Raw genomic sequence first — 13,945 nt, forward strand, 5'->3', positions numbered from 1 at the left:
CCTGAGGTTCATCCTGCCCCCTGTTGTGCGGCTATTACCTGCATGATTGCAGGCACCGTAATGGCGTTATGTTCAAGCTGCGCTACGTGTTTCCGGTCTCGAAGCACAACGATGCGATCGGCATAACCCACCAGTTCTTCCAGTTCGGAGGAGATCACCAACAATGCCAGACCTTCGTCACAGAGCTTTTCGATCAAGCGAATGATTTCGGCATGCGCACCAACGTCAATGCCGCGCGTCGGTTCATCCAGGATCAGAAAACGGGGTTTCGTCGCCAGCCAACGTGACAGCAGCACCTTCTGCTGATTACCGCCGGACAAATACTGGATTTGCTGTTCTGGCCCAGGAGTACGAATGCCCAACAGTTGGATATAGCTTTCAGTAATGCGGGTTTGCTCTTTCAGCGAGAGCGGCCTTAGCCAGCCGCGTTGAGCCTGCAGGGCCAAAATGATATTTTCCCGCACGGTCGCAGCGCCGATGATTCCATCGGTCTTACGATCTTCGGGGCAATACCCGAAGCCGAGGCTGGCAGCGTTACGCGGCGTCCGGATGTTCACCGCACGCCCTTCGACTTTTACACTGCCGTTGTCGCGCGGTTTGATACCGAATATGAGCTGGGCCGTTTCGGTACGCCCCGATCCCAGCAGTCCGGCCAGCCCTACAATCTCACCCGGGCGAATCTGCAGATCAAAGGGCTCAACCATCCCGCGCCGCCCATAACCGCTGAATTCAACCAACGATGGCGCCTTTGAGGGCGTATGCTCGCTGCGTTTCAGTAATGACTCATCAAACGCGTGGCCGAGCATCATCTCTACCAGTTCCATACGCGGTAAGTCGGCGGTGGCTGTCGTTCCCACTAACTTGCCGTTGCGCAGTACGGTGATGCGATCGCTGATGCGGTAAACCTGATCGAGAAAATGGGTAACAAAGATCATTCCCATTCCCTGACTGCGGAGCTGGCTGAGAATGTCCAGCAGCATGCTGACCTCTTTGGCATCCAGGCTGGCGGTTGGCTCATCAAGAATCAAGACTTTGGCGGACAGATCGACGGCCCGCGCGATAGCGATAATCTGCTGGATGGCAATGGAGTAATTACCCAGCGGCTGGCTGACGTCCAACTGCAGCCCATACCCCAGTAAAAGCTGCTGAGCCTGGCGCAGCAGCTTTTTTTGATCGATCAGGCCGAAGCGCGTGGGCTCTCGCCCGATGAACAGGTTGGCGGCCACCGAGATGTTCGCCAGCAGGTTAACTTCCTGATAAACCGTACCAATGCCCAATGTCTGCGCCTGCGCGGTGCTCTGCGGGGCAATGGCGATGCCTTCCAGTAATACCTCGCCGGCGGAACGCTGATAAACCCCGGTCAACGCTTTGATCAGCGTGGATTTCCCCGCGCCATTTTCGCCCAGCAGCGCCATGATCTCTCCGCGCTGCAACGTGACATCAACCTGCTCCAGCGCTTTTACGCCAGGAAATTCAACGGATAATCCCTTAATCGTCAATAACGTCGTCTGAGAGTTAGCCATCTGCTGTTCCGCCGGTGAGTAGATTAATAGCCCATGCTTTTCTTCAGCTCGAACTCCTGTTTAGCCGTATCCGGTTGCAGCAGCTTGGACTCGGTCTGGATAAACTTCGGCGGCGGGGTACCGTCTTTTTTCATCGCCAGCAGCGCATCAAACGCCGGACCGGCCATATTCGGCGTTAGCTCGACCGTGGCATTGGCTTCACCGTTCATCATTGCCTTAAATATGTCAGGCACACCGTCGATAGAAACGATTTTGATCTGTGAGCCCGGCTTTAAACCCGCCTCTTTGATCGCCTGGATGGCGCCGATTGCCATGTCGTCGTTATGTGCATAAACGGCGCAAATATTTTTGCCGTTTTGCTCAGCCTTGATGAAGCTTTCCATCACTTCTTTACCTTTGCTTCGCGTAAAATCACCCGATTGCGAGCGGATGATCTTAACGTTGGCGGCGGAGGCTATGCCGTCAGCAAAACCTTTCTTACGGTTGAGGGCAACGCTGGCGCCCACGGTGCCCTGCAGCTCGACTACGTTGCAAGGCTTTCCGGCGACCTCTTTCACCAACCATTCTCCTGCGACTTTACCTTCGTGTACGCTGTCAGAAGCCACCGCCGCGGTATACAGCGAAGGGTCGTTTACCTCAATCATTCGGTCGAGCAGGAATACCGGGATCTTGGCTTCTTTAGCTTCCTGCAGCACAGGCGTCCAGCCGGTGGCGACAACCGGCGCAATGAAAATGGCGTCAACACCCTGAGCAATGAAAGATCTGACCGCTTTGATTTGGTTTTCCTGTTTTTGCTGCGCATCGGCGATTTTCAGCGTGATACCCCGCTTTTCCGCTTCCTGTTTCGAAACCTTGGTTTCCGCCGAACGCCAACCCGATTCGGAACCAATCTGTGAAAAGCCGACGACCAGCGGTGCCGCCTGTCCCGTACCTACCAAAGCGCCAGTAATGGCGGCCGCTAACAGCAGACGTTTAACCATGTTGTTCTCCTCGCGTTGCCTTGGCATGGAACCACGCCGGGCAGGGATTATCGTTGTTGTGTATGCTGCATTTTTTCTGGTGAAGTGGGTGTCCTTAGGGTTGGACACACATTAGGTGTAGTCGAAAATCGGGCAGGAATAATGCGCAGCATCACATCACGGCAGAACAACCATTTTGTACATGGATCCAGCTAAAAATGTCTAAATTGGGAACGATTTCGGTGCGAGTTTTAAGCGATCTTTCAGGGGAATTATGGGAGATGGGGAAATTTCACGCAAAAAAAAACCCTTCGCTTTCGCAAAGGGTTTCTAATATGGCAGGGGCGGAGAGACTCGAACTCGCGACACCCGGTTTTGGAGACCGGTGCTCTACCAACTGAGCTACGCCCCTAAATCTCGCTTAACATTATGCCTGCTAAGATAGCAGGCATAATTTAAATAAGTGGCGGAACGGACGGGGCTCGAACCCGCGACCCCCTGCGTGACAGGCAGGTATTCTAACCAACTGAACTACCGCTCCACCGATTCTTTTACGTCACATCTTTCGATGTGGGCAAAACCGCATTTGGCGATCCTGCTCATTACCAGTTGTCAGGCTGATAACGTTTATTTGATGCCTGGCAGTGTCCTACTCTCGCATGGGGAGACCCCACACTACCATCGGCGCTACGGCGTTTCACTTCTGAGTTCGGCATGGGGTCAGGTGGGACCACCGCGCTATTGCCGCCAGGCAAATTCTGTTTCATTCCAACCGCCACTCCCGTAGCCATTGAAACCAATCTCGGAACTCGCTGAAAATCTCTACAATCTCTCTAAAACACCTTTGGTGTTGTAAGGTTAAGCCTCACGGATCATTAGTACTGGTTAGCTCAATGCATCGCTGCACTTACACACCCAGCCTATCAACGTCTTAGTCTTAAACGTTCCTTCAGGGGCCTTAAAGGCCCAGGGAAGACTCATCTCGAGGCAAGTTTCGCGCTTAGATGCTTTCAGCGCTTATCTTTTCCGCACTTAGCTACCGGGCAGTGCCATTGGCATGACAACCCGAACACCAGTGGTGCGTTCACTCCGGTCCTCTCGTACTAGGAGCAACCCCTCTCAATCTTCCAACGCCCACGGCAGATAGGGACCGAACTGTCTCACGACGTTCTAAACCCAGCTCGCGTACCACTTTAAATGGCGAACAGCCATACCCTTGGGACCTACTTCAGCCCCAGGATGTGATGAGCCGACATCGAGGTGCCAAACACCGCCGTCGATATGAACTCTTGGGCGGTATCAGCCTGTTATCCCCGGAGTACCTTTTATCCGTTGAGCGATGGCCCTTCCATTCAGAACCACCGGATCACTAAGACCTACTTTCGTACCTGCTCGAGCCGTCACTCTCGCAGTCAAGCTAGCTTATGCCTTTGCACTAACCTCACGATGTCCGACCGTGATTAGCTAACCTTCGTGCTCCTCCGTTACTCTTTGGGAGGAGACCGCCCCAGTCAAACTACCCACCAGACACTGTCCTCACCCCAGATTATGGGGCCGAGTTAGAACATCAAACATTAAAGGGTGGTATTTCAAGGTTGGCTCCACGCAGACTGGCGTCCACGCTTCAAAGCCTCCCACCTATCCTACACATCAAGGCTCAATGTTCAGTGTCAAGCTATAGTAAAGGTTCACGGGGTCTTTCCGTCTTGCCGCGGGTACACTGCATCTTCACAGCGAGTTCAATTTCACTGAGTCTCGGGTGGAGACAGCCTGGCCATCATTACGCCATTCGTGCAGGTCGGAACTTACCCGACAAGGAATTTCGCTACCTTAGGACCGTTATAGTTACGGCCGCCGTTTACTGGGGCTTCGATCAAGAGCTTCGCCTTGCGGCTGACCCCATCAATTAACCTTCCAGCACCGGGCAGGCGTCACACCGTATACGTCCACTTTCGTGTTTGCACAGTGCTGTGTTTTTATTAAACAGTTGCAGCCAGCTGGTATCTGCGACTGGCTTCAGCTCCGAGAGCAAGTCTCTTCACCTACGCGCCAGCGTGCCTTCTCCCGAAGTTACGGCACCATTTTGCCTAGTTCCTTCACCCGAGTTCTCTCAAGCGCCTTGGTATTCTCTACCTGACCACCTGTGTCGGTTTGGGGTACGATTCTGTGTTACCTGATGCTTAGAGGCTTTTCCTGGAAGCTTGGCATCAACTACTTCTGCACCGTAGTGCATCGTCATCACGCCTCAGGGTTGATAAGTAACCGGATTTACCAGGTCACTCCCCCTACACGCTTAAACCGGGACAACCGTCGCCCGGCTAGCCTAGCCTTCTCCGTCCCCCCTTCGCAGTAACACCGAGTACAGGAATATTAACCTGTTTCCCATCGACTACGCCTTTCGGCCTCGCCTTAGGGGTCGACTCACCCTGCCCCGATTAACGTTGGACAGGAACCCTTGGTCTTCCGGCGAGCGGGCTTTTCACCCGCTTTATCGTTACTTATGTCAGCATTCGCACTTCTGATACCTCCAGCAACCCTCACAGGCCACCTTCAACGGCTTACAGAACGCTCCCCTACCCAACAACGCCTAAGCGTCGCTGCCGCAGCTTCGGTGCATGGTTTAGCCCCGTTACATCTTCCGCGCAGGCCGACTCGACCAGTGAGCTATTACGCTTTCTTTAAATGATGGCTGCTTCTAAGCCAACATCCTGGCTGTCTATGCCTTCCCACATCGTTTCCCACTTAACCATGACTTTGGGACCTTAGCTGGCGGTCTGGGTTGTTTCCCTCTTCACGACGGACGTTAGCACCCGCCGTGTGTCTCCCGTGATAACATTCTTCGGTATTCGGAGTTTGCATCGGTTTGGTAAGCCGGGATGGCCCCCTAGCCGAAACAGTGCTCTACCCCCGAAGATGAGTTCACGAGGCGCTACCTAAATAGCTTTCGGGGAGAACCAGCTATCTCCCGGTTTGATTGGCCTTTCACCCCCAGCCACAAGTCATCCGCTAATTTTTCAACATTAGTCGGTTCGGTCCTCCAGTTAGTGTTACCCAACCTTCAACCTGCCCATGGCTAGATCACCGGGTTTCGGGTCTATACCTTGCAACTATTCGCCCAGTTAAGACTCGGTTTCCCTACGGCTCCCCTATACGGTTAACCTTGCTACAAAATATAAGTCGCTGACCCATTATACAAAAGGTACGCAGTCACACCACGAAGGTGCTCCCACTGCTTGTACGTACACGGTTTCAGGTTCTATTTCACTCCCCTCGCCGGGGTTCTTTTCGCCTTTCCCTCACGGTACTGGTTCACTATCGGTCAGTCAGGAGTATTTAGCCTTGGAGGATGGTCCCCCCATATTCAGACAGGATGTCACGTGTCCCGCCCTACTCATCGAACTCACAATTAATGCATTTTAGTGTACGGGACTATCACCCTTTACTGTGCGACTTTCCAGACGCTTCCACTAACACAAGAACTGATTCAGGTTCTGGGCTCCTCCCCGTTCGCTCGCCGCTACTGGGGGAATCTCGGTTGATTTCTTTTCCTCGGGGTACTTAGATGTTTCAGTTCCCCCGGTTCGCCTCGTTAAGCTATGTATTCACTTAACGATAGTGCAACGAATTGCACTGGGTTTCCCCATTCGGGTATCGCCGGTTATTACGGTTCATATCACCTTACCGACGCTTATCGCAGATTAGCACGCCCTTCATCGCCTCTGACTGCCTAGGCATCCACCGTGTACGCTTAGTCACTTAACCTCACAACCCGAAGGTGTTTCTGTAAACAGAGAACACATCGTGCTGCTACATTTGAGAGACTCTATGACAGGTTAATCCTTACCCCAATACTTCTACGGAGGGATAAGTTTCAGCTGTCATGTTTCAATTTTCAGCTTGTTCCAGATTGTTAAAGAGCAAAATACTTCGCAGCATACTGTTGCCAGTACACTCTGAAGTATTGAAATACAGGACTATATGGTGGAGCTAAGCGGGATCGAACCGCTGACCTCCTGCGTGCAAGGCAGGCGCTCTCCCAGCTGAGCTATAGCCCCATACAGTCACGTGCAGTACCTTTTCCACTTCAAGAAGTGGTAGGCCTGAGTGGACTTGAACCACCGACCTCACCCTTATCAGGGGTGCGCTCTAACCACCTGAGCTACAAGCCTATAAAGGTATTTCTGCTCGTTACTTTTTCATCAGACAATCTGTGTGAGCACTTCACGCGAATCAATATCATTAGGTAAGGAGGTGATCCAACCGCAGGTTCCCCTACGGTTACCTTGTTACGACTTCACCCCAGTCATGAATCACAAAGTGGTAAGCGCCCTCCCGAAGGTTAAGCTACCTACTTCTTTTGCAACCCACTCCCATGGTGTGACGGGCGGTGTGTACAAGGCCCGGGAACGTATTCACCGTAGCATTCTGATCTACGATTACTAGCGATTCCGACTTCACGGAGTCGAGTTGCAGACTCCGATCCGGACTACGACGTACTTTATGAGGTCCGCTTGCTCTCGCGAGTTCGCTTCTCTTTGTATACGCCATTGTAGCACGTGTGTAGCCCTACTCGTAAGGGCCATGATGACTTGACGTCATCCCCACCTTCCTCCGGTTTATCACCGGCAGTCTCCTTTGAGTTCCCGCCATTACGCGCTGGCAACAAAGGATAAGGGTTGCGCTCGTTGCGGGACTTAACCCAACATTTCACAACACGAGCTGACGACAGCCATGCAGCACCTGTCTCAGAGTTCCCGAAGGCACTAAGCTATCTCTAGCGAATTCTCTGGATGTCAAGAGTAGGTAAGGTTCTTCGCGTTGCATCGAATTAAACCACATGCTCCACCGCTTGTGCGGGCCCCCGTCAATTCATTTGAGTTTTAACCTTGCGGCCGTACTCCCCAGGCGGTCGACTTAACGCGTTAGCTCCGGAAGCCACGCCTCAAGGGCACAACCTCCAAGTCGACATCGTTTACAGCGTGGACTACCAGGGTATCTAATCCTGTTTGCTCCCCACGCTTTCGCACCTGAGCGTCAGTCTTTGTCCAGGGGGCCGCCTTCGCCACCGGTATTCCTCCAGATCTCTACGCATTTCACCGCTACACCTGGAATTCTACCCCCCTCTACAAGACTCTAGCTTGCCAGTTTCAAATGCAGTTCCCACGTTAAGCGCGGGGATTTCACATCTGACTTAACAAACCGCCTGCGTGCGCTTTACGCCCAGTAATTCCGATTAACGCTTGCACCCTCCGTATTACCGCGGCTGCTGGCACGGAGTTAGCCGGTGCTTCTTCTGCGAGTAACGTCAATGAACAGTGCTATTAACACTGAACCCTTCCTCCTCGCTGAAAGTGCTTTACAACCCGAAGGCCTTCTTCACACACGCGGCATGGCTGCATCAGGCTTGCGCCCATTGTGCAATATTCCCCACTGCTGCCTCCCGTAGGAGTCTGGACCGTGTCTCAGTTCCAGTGTGGCTGGTCATCCTCTCAGACCAGCTAGGGATCGTCGCCTAGGTGAGCCATTACCCCACCTACTAGCTAATCCCATCTGGGCACATCTGATGGCATGAGGCCCGAAGGTCCCCCACTTTGGTCCGTAGACATTATGCGGTATTAGCTACCGTTTCCAGTAGTTATCCCCCTCCATCAGGCAGTTTCCCAGACATTACTCACCCGTCCGCCGCTCGTCACCCAGAGAGCAAGCTCTCCTGTGCTACCGCTCGACTTGCATGTGTTAGGCCTGCCGCCAGCGTTCAATCTGAGCCATGATCAAACTCTTCAATTAAAAGCTTGATTTGCTTCAACTCGTGAAGCGATGCTCGAAAATTAACTTTCGTAATATTCATCAGTTAAACATGTCAACTAAATGAATTATTGCTTGGTCACTCTTCAAGACTTGATATTTTTTTGAACCCGAAGGTTCTGGATATCGTCTTGTGGAGTGCCCACACAGATTGTCTGATAAATTGTTAAAGAGCGTTCGTTACTAAGATGTTTCTCGGTAACGCGGGAGGTGCATATTACGCTTTCCCGCTGAAGAGTCAAGCTTTTTTCTTATTAAGAAACGGTGTTTTCACCGGCTTGCTTCTTCCTGGCTGGGCGACTGGTTCTCGTTAGAGGAGTCGTTGTTCCCGGTCAGTGGAGGCGCATTATAGGGAGTTCTCAGAAGGCCGCAACCCCTAATTTCAATATTTTTTCCGACCGTTGAACATTTAACCAAAACAGCCTTAAAGAGGCAGTTTTTTCAACGATTTAAAGCCATATCCCTGGAGAACGGGCAATAAAGCGTCAGTATCTTCATTTAACGCTATGCAATACGCCAGATTCTCTTCCTGCGTCGACACCAGATTTTCCTGCGTCGAAATCAGCCATGCGGTACGACGGGCAATCGCCGCGCCGGAATCGATCAGTCGGGTTCCCTCAGGCAACACCTGCATTAGCTCCTCTGCTAATAAAGGGAAATGGGTGCAACCGAGTACCACGGTATCCGGTGGCTCGCGCATGCTCAGCCATGGATGGAGAATTTTCTTCAGCGCCGGCAGCGGTACGGCTTCACCATGCAGCTTGGCTTCTGCCAGTTCCACCAGCTCAGAGGAGCCAAGCAGCTCGATCTTGCAATCGGTAGCGAAACGGGCGATCAGCTCATGGGTATAAGTACGCTGTACGGTACCGCGGGTAGCCAGCAGGCCCACCACACCATTGGCGGTCAGACGGGCAGCAGGCTTGATGGCAGGCACCACGCCGACAACCGGGAAGGTAAAGCGTTCACGCAGGGCCGGCAGGGAGACCGTACTGGCCGTGTTACAAGCGATGATGACTATCGCCAGAGGATGCCGTTGCTGCACCGCGCTGACAATCTCCAGCACGCGCTCAACAATAAACTCTTCGGATTTCTCGCCGTAGGGAAACGCCACATTATCGAAGGCGTATATATAGTGGAGGTCCGGCAGCAGTTGCCGAACCTCTTGATACACCGATAACCCGCCGACGCCGGAATCAAATACCAGCACCGTCGGACGGGCCGTAGCAGGGGTGTTAGAAGGTATAGCTTCCAGTGAGGTAGTATTCTCTTCCTGGAGTAGCGTAGCCATAAGCCGTCTCATAATCTTTATCAAACAGGTTGGCGATTCTACCACGAACTGTCAGATGAGATGTGACCGGATACGAAACTGCGAGACCCCACAGGCTGACACCGCCAAGTTTGACGCTTTGCTCTGGATAGGTGCTGTAGTCTTTATCATAACGCTCACCCAGGTATTGATAGGTCACTGCCCAGTCAAAATCATAGACCTGCCAATCCAGCTCATACTTCACCTGCTGTTTGGCACGGCGCAGCAGCACTTCATTGGTTTTGGCATTACGCGGATCGACATAGTCGTAACCAATGTGATGGGTTAACGGACCCGTGTCGAATGAAGCTGTAGCTTCAATACCTTTAATTGTGGCCTTGCCAACATTGTAATAGACGTAGTTGGTCTCGCCGGTGGAATCAATCAGGTTATCAATATCGTTGCGGTAGCCGGACACGCGCCAGGTTACCGGCCCGGTCAAACCTTCAAAGCCCCCTTCCCACTGTTTGCTTTCTTCCGGCTTCAGATCGGTATTATTGCCGAAGTTGCCATACAGCTGACCCATATTAGGGGCTTTGAATGCCGTGCCGTAGGAGGCGATGAAACGGTAACCTTCTATAAACTCCCAGCCCGCACTGGTTTGCCAAGTGCCATGCCAGCCAAATTCGGAATGATCGTCGCCGCGAACCGCTCCTTCCAGAGTGACCGGCCCGACCAACTGCTGCGCAGTCAGATAAACACCGGCGTTGCGTTGGGTTTTTTCACCGTTAACCGTGGTGGAGTCTGGCTTGATTTGCTGATGCTGCCAGTCAATCCCCGAACTGACCGTACCCTGACCTACCTGAAGAGTATTTCCCCATTGCAGGTTGTACTGCTCGGAGTCCACCAGGCTGGCTGAGCTGTCATACATGCCGCGACGAGGATCGTAATCATAATCCTTGCTGTGGCTGTAGCTGCCAATCAACTGCGTCGCGTAGATGCCTTCCTTATAACGCAGGCCGGTATCCCAGGTTTGACTGTACAACTTGCGGGTATCGACGTCAGAGAAACTGTCGTAAGCCGTGCGGTTATCGTAACCGTAACCACGAACAAAACCGCTGATAGCCTCGTTGAACTGATGATCAACAGCGCCGTACAGCGACTTGCTCATAAAGCCGTCGCGATCCTGCTGGCTTTGCATGCCGGTGCTGCCGTAGGCCACCACATCATAACCTTTGGTATAGGTGTAGTTACCGGCGACCGTGGCAACCGTGCTGTCGCCCAGCTGTTGTTGAGTAGACGCGTCATAGGCCTGGTAACCGTTAGACCCCACACCGGCGGAAAGCGTAGTGCCGTTCTTTTCGCGGGTGGTAATAATGTTAACCACGCCGCCGATGGCATCGGAGCCATAAACCGCCGAACGTGGGCCACGAATATATTCAACTTTCTGCACCAGCGAAATCGGGATCTGGCTGAGATCGGAAGAGCCGCTGATACCGGCCTGATTAAGACGGATACCGTCGATCAGCACCAGCACATGGCTGGAATTGGTGCCGCGAATGAACAGCGAGCTTTTTTGCCCCAGGCCACCGTTCTGCCCAACGTCTACACCCGGCAGGCGGCGCATCACATCGGTCAGGCTTTTTGCCTGCCAGCGGTCGATTTCATCACGGGTGACGACGGAAGTGGGTGCCAGCACGGAAGAAACCGGCTGTGGGAAGCGGTTGGCAGAAACCACCAGATTTTCGCTGTTATTCGCTGTGGTGTTGTCTTGCGCCCAGCCAGAAAAAGCCGTGACGGAGGAAACCACCGCCAGCAGCGTATTTTTTGTAATTGTCATGAAAAAGCATCCAAACTTAATTGGCGGATGCCGCAGGATCATGGCCGGTATTTCGCGACGGCCACGGACATTGCGACGTAACACCGGCAGGTCTTCGGGCTTGGGAGTTGCGGGCGGCCTCTTAGCTACCAGCACCGGGCGATGACTTCCCGTCCTGCAATGGACAGTGTCTGCGTAAAACGCTATCGCCGTGACTTCCCCTTACCGCTGCGCGTCAGCTCCGGATTCACACCGGATTCCCTTTTCACTCACTGCTTGAGGCCGGACGACAATGCTACGATCAATGTAAATAGATGTCTAGACTGCTATCAATGTTACAAATAATAAACACGACAAAACTGGACTTCACGGACTGATTCCCTACAATCCCCGCTGATCAAATTTGCCTGACGAGAAGAAACATGACGCCCGAGAATTTGCCTATTGAACGTTACGATGACCAACTGGCGGAAAAAACTGCCCGGCTGAAGACGCTGATGTCACCGTTCACGGCACCCGAGCCGGAAGTGTTCCGCTCGCAAGTCGAACACTACCGCATGCGCGCAGAATTCCGCATCTGGCATGATGAAGACGAGATGTACCACATCATGTTTGACCAGCAGACCAAGCAACGCATCCGCGTCGAGCAGTTTCCTGCCGCCAGCGAATTGATTAACCGCCTGATGAGCGCACTGATCGCCGCCATCAAGCCGGATCCTATTTTGCGCCGCAAGCTGTTCCAGATTGATTACCTGTCGACTCGCAGCGGCAAAATCATCGCCTCGCTGCTGTATCACCGTAAGCTGGACGACGCCTGGCAGCAGCAGGCAGAAAAGCTGCGGGATGATCTCCGCGCCCAGGGCTTTGACCTGCAGTTGATTGGTCGTGCGTCGAAGATGAAAATCATGCTGGATCAGGATTACGTCGATGAAGTCCTGCCGGTCGCCGGCCGCGACATGATTTACCGTCAGGTGGAAAACAGCTTCACCCAGCCGAATGCGGCGATGAACATACAGATGCTGGAATGGGCGCTGGACGTGACCGCCGGCTCTAAAGGCGATCTGCTGGAGCTGTATTGCGGCAACGGCAACTTCTCCCTGGCGCTGGCACGTAACTTCGAGCGGGTGCTGGCCACTGAAATCGCCAAGCCTTCCGTTGCCGCGGCGCAGTACAACATTGCCGCCAATCATATCGATAACGTACAGATTATCCGTATGGCGGCGGAAGATTTTACCCAGGCGATGAATGGAGTACGCGAGTTTAATCGTTTGAAGGGTATCGATCTGAGCAGCTATAACTGCGAAACCATTTTTGTCGATCCGCCGCGCAGCGGACTGGATGATGAAACGGTAAAAATGGTGCAGGCTTATCCGCGAATTTTGTATATCTCATGCAACCCGGAAACGCTGTGCGCCAATCTGGAGACGTTGCAGGAAACTCATCAAATCAGCCGTCTGGCATTGTTCGATCAGTTCCCGTATACCCATCACATGGAATGCGGCGTACTGTTGGAAAAACGCGTTTAATCTCACAGGGGCGCCGCGCTTGCTGCGCCCCTGGTTTTCCCCTTACGCCGGGGTATTCTCATCCAGCGCCTTGCGCGCCTTCAGCTTCATGCCAATCCAGAACACCAGCGCCACGGAAATAATCGCCGGCAGGAAGTTAGAGCCGATCTGCGGGTATTCGGCACGCACTATCGCACTGTACAGCAGCACCCCAAGCAGGAAGGTCGCCGCCGCCAGCTTAGGTATGCCATCCGGCATCGCGCGGTGCAGATACCGTTGATGCAGGCAATACACCGCCAACACCAAAGCAATAATCGGGAAAATCGAAAACGGCACCACCGAGCTGAATAGCGCGGCGAACGAACCGTTGATTGAAAGGCCGGCAATCAACGCCAGCAGTAAGGTGCCATTCTCACGGCCTGGTTTTTCCATCGCTTTCTACCTTTTTATACGTGGGATACAGAAGTTTTTTCTTGTTCGCGGCGATACCAATAATAAGCGCCTTTGGAAATCATCCGCAGTTGCAACACTAAGCGCTCCTCAAGCCGACGCCGTTGATCGATGTCGATATCCAGCGCTTCAGCACCGGCGCTGAAAACGATGGTGACCATAGCTTCCGCCTGCGCTTCGGTGAAACTGCGCGGCATATGGTTTTCCAGCTCGAGGTAATCCGCCAGTTCGGCGATAAAATGTTGGATCTCACGCGCCACCGCCGCACGAAAGGCCGCCGAGGTCCCGGAGCGTTCACGCAACAGCAGGCGGAAGGCGTTGGGATTATTGCCGATAAACTCCATAAAGGTGGAGACCGAGGTGCGGATCACGCTGCCCCCCTTGGCGATACGCTGCCGCGCCTGCCGCATCAGTTGACGCAGCATCAGGCCGCTCTCATCCACCATGGTTAACCCCAGCTCGTCCACATCACGGAAGTGGCGATAAAATGACGTCGGCGCGATGCCCGCTTCACGCGAGACCTCGCGCAGGCTCAGACTGGCAAAGCTGCGTTCAGCGCTCAGTTGGCTGAAGGCCGCTTCGATGAGGGAACGACGAGTCCGTTCTTTTTGTTGTGCTCTGACGCCCATATGCATATC

The 13,945-nt window shown here is 53.4% G+C and carries 7 protein-coding genes, 4 tRNA genes, 3 rRNA genes and 1 riboswitch; of the genes, 1 reads left to right on the forward strand and 13 read right to left on the reverse strand.

Annotation, left to right across the window (positions count from 1 at the left end; all coding sequences use genetic code 11):
- Nucleotides 1–8: 8 nt before the first annotated feature.
- From ytfR to btuB, 11 genes are all read right to left on the reverse strand, one after another.
- The gene (gene ytfR, locus M495_RS23425; protein WP_020837504.1) at nucleotides 9–1,523 is read right to left on the reverse strand and encodes a galactofuranose ABC transporter, ATP-binding protein YtfR; all 1,515 of its coding nucleotides are present in this window, start codon (nucleotides 1,521–1,523) and stop codon (nucleotides 9–11) included.
- A gap of 23 nt (nucleotides 1,524–1,546) precedes the next feature.
- Nucleotides 1,547–2,503, reverse strand: a complete 957-nt coding sequence (gene ytfQ, locus M495_RS23430; RefSeq protein ID WP_020837505.1) for a galactofuranose ABC transporter, galactofuranose-binding protein YtfQ — start codon at nucleotides 2,501–2,503, stop codon at nucleotides 1,547–1,549.
- A gap of 315 nt (nucleotides 2,504–2,818) precedes the next feature.
- Nucleotides 2,819–2,894: transfer RNA gene (locus M495_RS23435), tRNA-Trp, on the reverse strand.
- A gap of 52 nt (nucleotides 2,895–2,946) precedes the next feature.
- Nucleotides 2,947–3,023 (reverse strand) — tRNA-Asp (locus M495_RS23440).
- Between the two features lie 95 nt (nucleotides 3,024–3,118).
- Nucleotides 3,119–3,234 (reverse strand): 5S ribosomal RNA (gene rrf / locus M495_RS23445).
- A 102-nt stretch (nucleotides 3,235–3,336) separates the two neighbouring features.
- Nucleotides 3,337–6,244 (reverse strand): 23S ribosomal RNA (locus M495_RS23450).
- 217 nt (nucleotides 6,245–6,461) lie between these two features.
- Nucleotides 6,462–6,537, reverse strand: a tRNA-Ala gene (locus tag M495_RS23455).
- A 37-nt stretch (nucleotides 6,538–6,574) separates the two neighbouring features.
- Nucleotides 6,575–6,651 (reverse strand) — tRNA-Ile (locus M495_RS23460).
- 75 nt (nucleotides 6,652–6,726) lie between these two features.
- A 16S ribosomal RNA gene (locus M495_RS23465) occupies nucleotides 6,727–8,269 on the reverse strand.
- The 16S, 23S and 5S rRNA genes sit together here with 4 tRNA genes alongside, the layout of an rRNA operon.
- A 442-nt stretch (nucleotides 8,270–8,711) precedes the next feature.
- Nucleotides 8,712–9,575, reverse strand: coding sequence for a glutamate racemase (murI, locus tag M495_RS23470; RefSeq protein ID WP_041415094.1), 864 nt, complete (start codon nucleotides 9,573–9,575; stop codon nucleotides 8,712–8,714).
- On the reverse strand, nucleotides 9,520–11,373 hold the full coding sequence (gene btuB / locus M495_RS23475; protein WP_041415096.1) for a TonB-dependent vitamin B12 receptor BtuB: 1,854 nt from the start codon (nucleotides 11,371–11,373) through the stop codon (nucleotides 9,520–9,522). The genes murI and btuB overlap by 56 nt, the downstream gene beginning before the upstream one ends.
- Nucleotides 11,374–11,441: 68 nt before the next feature.
- Nucleotides 11,442–11,650: riboswitch (cobalamin riboswitch) on the reverse strand.
- A gap of 124 nt (nucleotides 11,651–11,774) precedes the next feature.
- On the opposite strand from btuB, the gene trmA reads away from it, so the two are divergent.
- Entirely contained in the window at nucleotides 11,775–12,878 is a 1,104-nt protein-coding gene (gene trmA, locus M495_RS23480; protein WP_020837512.1) for a tRNA (uridine(54)-C5)-methyltransferase TrmA, read from the forward strand.
- A gap of 42 nt (nucleotides 12,879–12,920) precedes the next feature.
- On the opposite strand, the gene M495_RS23485 is transcribed toward trmA, so the two are convergent.
- Both M495_RS23485 and fabR read right to left on the reverse strand, forming a co-directional pair.
- Nucleotides 12,921–13,289: a YijD family membrane protein gene (locus tag M495_RS23485; protein ID WP_020837513.1), complete on the reverse strand. Its 369-nt coding sequence runs from the start codon at nucleotides 13,287–13,289 to the stop codon at nucleotides 12,921–12,923.
- A gap of 14 nt (nucleotides 13,290–13,303) precedes the next feature.
- The gene (gene fabR, locus M495_RS23490) at nucleotides 13,304–13,936 is read right to left on the reverse strand and encodes an HTH-type transcriptional repressor FabR (RefSeq protein ID WP_020837514.1); all 633 of its coding nucleotides are present in this window, start codon (nucleotides 13,934–13,936) and stop codon (nucleotides 13,304–13,306) included.
- Nucleotides 13,937–13,945: the final 9 nt, after the last annotated feature.

The sequence above is a fragment of the Serratia liquefaciens ATCC 27592 genome, from assembly GCF_000422085.1.
GTDB classification, from domain to species: domain Bacteria; phylum Pseudomonadota; class Gammaproteobacteria; order Enterobacterales; family Enterobacteriaceae; genus Serratia; species Serratia liquefaciens.

What these genes read in the sequence shown, in the direction of transcription:
- btuB (WP_041415096.1), bottom strand. Translation starts at nt 11,373, where the DNA reads ATGACAATTACAAAAAATACGCTGCTGGCGGTGGTTTCCTCCGTCACG.
- ytfQ (WP_020837505.1), bottom strand. Translation starts at nt 2,503, where the DNA reads ATGGTTAAACGTCTGCTGTTAGCGGCCGCCATTACTGGCGCTTTGGTA.
- ytfR (WP_020837504.1), bottom strand. Translation starts at nt 1,523, where the DNA reads ATGGCTAACTCTCAGACGACGTTATTGACGATTAAGGGATTATCCGTT.
- M495_RS23485 (WP_020837513.1), bottom strand. Translation starts at nt 13,289, where the DNA reads ATGGAAAAACCAGGCCGTGAGAATGGCACCTTACTGCTGGCGTTGATT.
- fabR (WP_020837514.1), bottom strand. Translation starts at nt 13,936, where the DNA reads ATGGGCGTCAGAGCACAACAAAAAGAACGGACTCGTCGTTCCCTCATC.
- trmA (WP_020837512.1), top strand. Translation starts at nt 11,775, where the DNA reads ATGACGCCCGAGAATTTGCCTATTGAACGTTACGATGACCAACTGGCG.
- murI (WP_041415094.1), bottom strand. Translation starts at nt 9,575, where the DNA reads ATGGCTACGCTACTCCAGGAAGAGAATACTACCTCACTGGAAGCTATA.